This is a genomic window from Streptomyces sp. NRRL B-1347, from assembly GCF_000720325.1.
Taxonomy (GTDB): domain Bacteria; phylum Actinomycetota; class Actinomycetes; order Streptomycetales; family Streptomycetaceae; genus Streptomyces.
Genome location: NZ_JOJM01000163.1, coordinates 1 through 3,921, shown reverse-complemented (window position 1 = coordinate 3,921; position 3,921 = coordinate 1). Strand labels below are relative to the sequence as shown.

The following is a 3,921-nucleotide window of genomic DNA, read 5'->3' as shown; positions in this document are numbered from 1 at the left end:
GTCTCGTGGGCTCGGAGATGTGTATAAGAGACAGACCCAGGACAGGGTCCGTGAGGCACCGACCGCAGGCGCCCCCCCCGTGCAAGGGCAGCCCCACCACCGGGCGCCACCCGCAAGCGCCACGCGTCGGGGCCCGGCCGGCGAAGCTAGGGAGATACGGGTGGGCGGGTGGGAGGGGTCCGCCGCGGTGGCGGTAACGGTCAGGGGAGGGTCTGGTCCAGGAAGGGCTCTATGGCTTCGCGCCAGCCCCCGGGCCGGTCATAGTGCACAAGGTGCCCCGCGTCGGAGACCTCCGCATAGGCCCCCCGCGGCAGCACCCGCACCATCTCCTGGGCCTCCGCCCGCCCCAGCTCCCCGTCGAGGCCGCGTACGACGAGGGCGGGGCACTGGACCTGGACGAGCTCCTCCCAGTGCGCGTCGTACACCCACGTCTCGCGGGACTTGAGCATCTGCGCGGGGTCGAAGACGGGCCGCCAGCCGTCCGGGCCCTCGGTCATGACCTCGGCGAAGAAGGCGCCCCGCGAGGGGTTGGGCCGCTCCACCCAGGGGTCGTCCTCGCCGAACCACTTGCGTACGTCCGCGAGCGTCGCGAACGGCACCGGCCAGGACTTGAACCACGCCTCCCACTCCCGCTGCGAGGCCGCCCCGAGCGCGGAGGCCCGCATGTCGCAGATGATCAGGCCCCGGACCAGGTCGGGGCGGCGCGCGGCCAGCTGCCAGGCGGTGAGGGCGCCCATGGAGTGGCCGATGAGCACGGCGGGGGAGAGGGCGAGCTGCTCGAGGGCGGCCTCGGCGTCGTCGACGTACGCCTCGCGGGTATAGGGGCCGTCGGCGGGCTTCTCGCTGCGCCCGTGGCCGCGCTGGTCGATGGCGACCGCGCGGTGCCGCTCGGAGAGCCAGCGGGCGGTGCCCGCCCAGTGGGAGGCCCGTCCCATCAGCCCGTGCAGTAACAGCACACCGCCCCGCGCCTGCTCGGCCTCCCCGGCTTTGGGAGGGTCGGCGTACTCCCAGGCCGCGAGGCTCACGCCACCCGCGCCGGTCACGTCGATGCGCCGCACCATGGTCCCAGGCACCCCCCTTGGTTCCGCTTGGTTCCGCTCGGGTTCTCAGCTCACGCTCCCCGGCACGCTATCGAACTATCATTCGAGAGCGGCCGTCTTGTCGCCAACACCCCTCGTTCGGGTGACCATGCTCAAGGATTGACCGCCGTCGCCGAGGGGAGATCTTCATCGGGAGGCGGGCCGTTCGGGGAGACCGGCCCGAGGGGGATGACCCTGAGAGCTCGGGGCTCTGGGTCAGCACAGGGGAGGACAGGCCCCGGCGCCGTGAGGTGCCGGGGCCCTCTGCTGCTCGGGGGTCGCGCACCACCCGCCCGCCGCCGCGCGCTTCGGACGTACGGGGCCGGGCGCGGGTCTCCGGGGCGCCCGGGGCCGCGCCTCGCGTACCCCTGTTCACCAGCCGGGCACATTGTCTGTCCCCTCTCCGGCCGGGCCGTCCGGCCGTCCGGTCGGGACCCGGCGGCCACTCGGCCAAGTCCCGGCACCGGCGCGATCAAGAGCCCTCAGGTCATATGCCTCTCGCGACAGCGTCGCACGCAAATCGTCCCGGCGCTGCGATTCGGCACACTGAATCTTGGACTCCGGCACGTCTCGGACTCGCCTCAACCGCCGCTGTGGTAACGGTCGTTGACGCCAGTTCCGAGGCGGGCCGGAGCCCGGTGCGCCGGTCTCAGCGCTTGGCGACGAAGACGTGCGAGGCCACGTCCGCCGCCAGCTCGGCGGCTTCGCCGCTGCTGCCGACGAGCACGCCGCCCGCCGACTCCGTCACGCTCACCACGGAGCCGGGCTGCACGCCCGCGCGCCGCAGCGTGTACATCAGCTGCGCGTCCGTCTGGATCGGCTCGCCGATGCGGCGGACCACGACCGTCTTGCCGTCCGTGCCCGGGTCGAGGTCGATGAGGGAGACCATGCCCTCGTCCAGGAACGGGTCGGCGCCGTCCTTCTCGCCGAGCTCCTCGAGGCCCGGGATCGGATTGCCGTACGGCGACTCGGTGGGGTGGCGCAGGAGCTCCAGGACGCGGCGCTCCACCGCCTCGCTCATCACGTGCTCCCAGCGGCAGGCCTCGGCGTGCACCTGCTCCCACTCCAGGCCGATCACGTCGACCAGGAGGCACTCGGCCAGGCGGTGCTTGCGCATGACGCGCGTGGCCAGGCGGCGGCCCTCCTCGGTCAGCTCCAGGTGGCGGTCGCTCGCGACGGCCACCAGGCCGTCGCGCTCCATGCGCGCCACGGTCTGGCTCACCGTCGGGCCGCTCTGGTCGAGCCGCTCGGCGATGCGGGCGCGCATGGGGACGACACCCTCCTCCTCCAGTTCGAGGATGGTGCGCAGGTACATCTCAGTGGTGTCAATAAGCCCCGACATGGGTTGCCCCTCAGAATTCGCTCGTGCGCTGGCCCTGCCCTCAATTCTGACCCATACCACTGACAACCGGGTCGCGCCGGGTGAAGAGGCGCTGTGAGTCCGTATTGACAGGGCGCTGGTTCAGACCGCACCGTGATCCGCGACACGACGGGACGCGGCGGGACGAAGGGGTTTCGCGGATGACCAACGGTACGCGGGACGGCGGCGCGGGCGGGACCGGCGGTGCCGGGCTCGCCGGACGGTACCTGGACGCCGCGATCGGACTCCTGGAGCGGGTGCGCGACGAGGAGGCCGCCGCGATCACCGCCGCGGGCGAGCTCATCGCCGACGCCGTCGCCGCCGACGGGCGGCTCTTCGCCTTCGGCGCCGGGCACTCCTCGCTCGCCGCGCAGGACGTCGTCTACCGCGCGGGCGGGCTCGCCCTGATGAACCTGCTGTCCGTACCGGGCGTCGTCGGCGTGGACGTCATGCCCGCGACCCTCGGCTCCGCCCTGGAGCGGGTCGACGGCCTCGCGGGCGCCGTCCTCGACTCCAGCCCGGTGCGGCCCGGGGACGTCCTCGTGATCATCTCCCTGTCCGGCCGGAACTCGCTGCCCGTCGAGATGGCCGTGAACGCCCGCGCGCTCGGCCTGAAGGTCATCGGCGTGACGTCCGTGGCGTACGCGGAGGAGACGAAGACGCGGCACGCGTCGGGCACCTTCCTGAAGGACCACTGCGACGTCGTCCTCGACTCGAAGATCGCCGTCGGTGACGCGGAGCTGACCCTCGACTCCGTCGACGCCCCCTTCGGACCCGCCTCCACGATGGTTGCCAGCGCGCTGATGCAGGCCATGATGGCCACGGCGGCCGCGGGGCTCGCGGAGCGCGGCATCCAGCCGCCGCTGCTCCGCTCGGGGAACGTGGACGGGGGCCACGACTGGAACGGCCGCGTCTTCCAGGAGTACGGCGACCGCATCTTCTACCGCCACTAGCCCCCGCCGGGTCCTGAACCGCCCCCACCGCTACCGCGGCGGGCCTCCTCCCTCCCGCCCGCCCCCGACGCGAAGCGCCACACCCACGCGCCCCGTCCCACCGCTACGCGGCGGATCTTCTCCCACCCACCCGAATCTCCCCAGCTTCGCCAGCTTGACCCCGACGCGTGGCGCTTGCGGGTGGCGCCCTATGGATCCCCGCCCCGGGCGGGGGCGGGCGGCGGGACCGCCCCCGGCGTGGCACGGTCTGGCTCCGGCGGAAGGCTTGCCGGAGATCCCCGTCCCGGGTGGGGGTGGGTGGGTGGGTGGGACCGCCCCCGGCGTTGCGCGGCCTGGCCCCCGCGGAAGGCTTGTCAGCGCTCCCCGTCGCCGGTGGGGGCGGGCGGCGGGACCACGCCGACTGGCATGCGGCCTGGCCCCTGCCCGGGGGCTTGCGGGTGATGCCCGGTGGTGGGACTGCCCCTGCACGGGGGCGCCTGCGGTCGGTGCCTCACGGACCCTGTCCTGGGTCTGTCTCTTATACACATCT

The 3,921-nt window shown here is 73.2% G+C and carries 3 protein-coding genes; 1 reads left to right on the top strand and 2 read right to left on the bottom strand.

Annotated elements, in window-relative coordinates; genetic code table 11:
• Positions 1-200: 200 nt before the first annotated feature.
• Complete coding sequence (locus IG74_RS0143985; protein ID WP_030689301.1) at positions 201-1,061, bottom strand: alpha/beta fold hydrolase; 861 nt, start codon at positions 1,059-1,061, stop codon at positions 201-203.
• 667 nt (positions 1,062-1,728) lie between these two features.
• A complete protein-coding gene (locus IG74_RS0143980; protein WP_030361523.1) occupies positions 1,729-2,421 on the bottom strand; it encodes a metal-dependent transcriptional regulator in 693 nt (230 codons plus the stop codon).
• A 179-nt stretch (positions 2,422-2,600) separates the two neighbouring features.
• On the opposite strand from IG74_RS0143980, the gene IG74_RS0143975 reads away from it, so the two are divergent.
• Positions 2,601-3,392 carry an SIS domain-containing protein gene (locus IG74_RS0143975; RefSeq protein ID WP_051856707.1) on the top strand — a complete coding sequence of 264 codons (792 nt, stop codon included), beginning with the start codon at positions 2,601-2,603 and terminating at the stop codon, positions 3,390-3,392.
• The last annotated feature ends 529 nt before the right edge of the window (positions 3,393-3,921 follow it).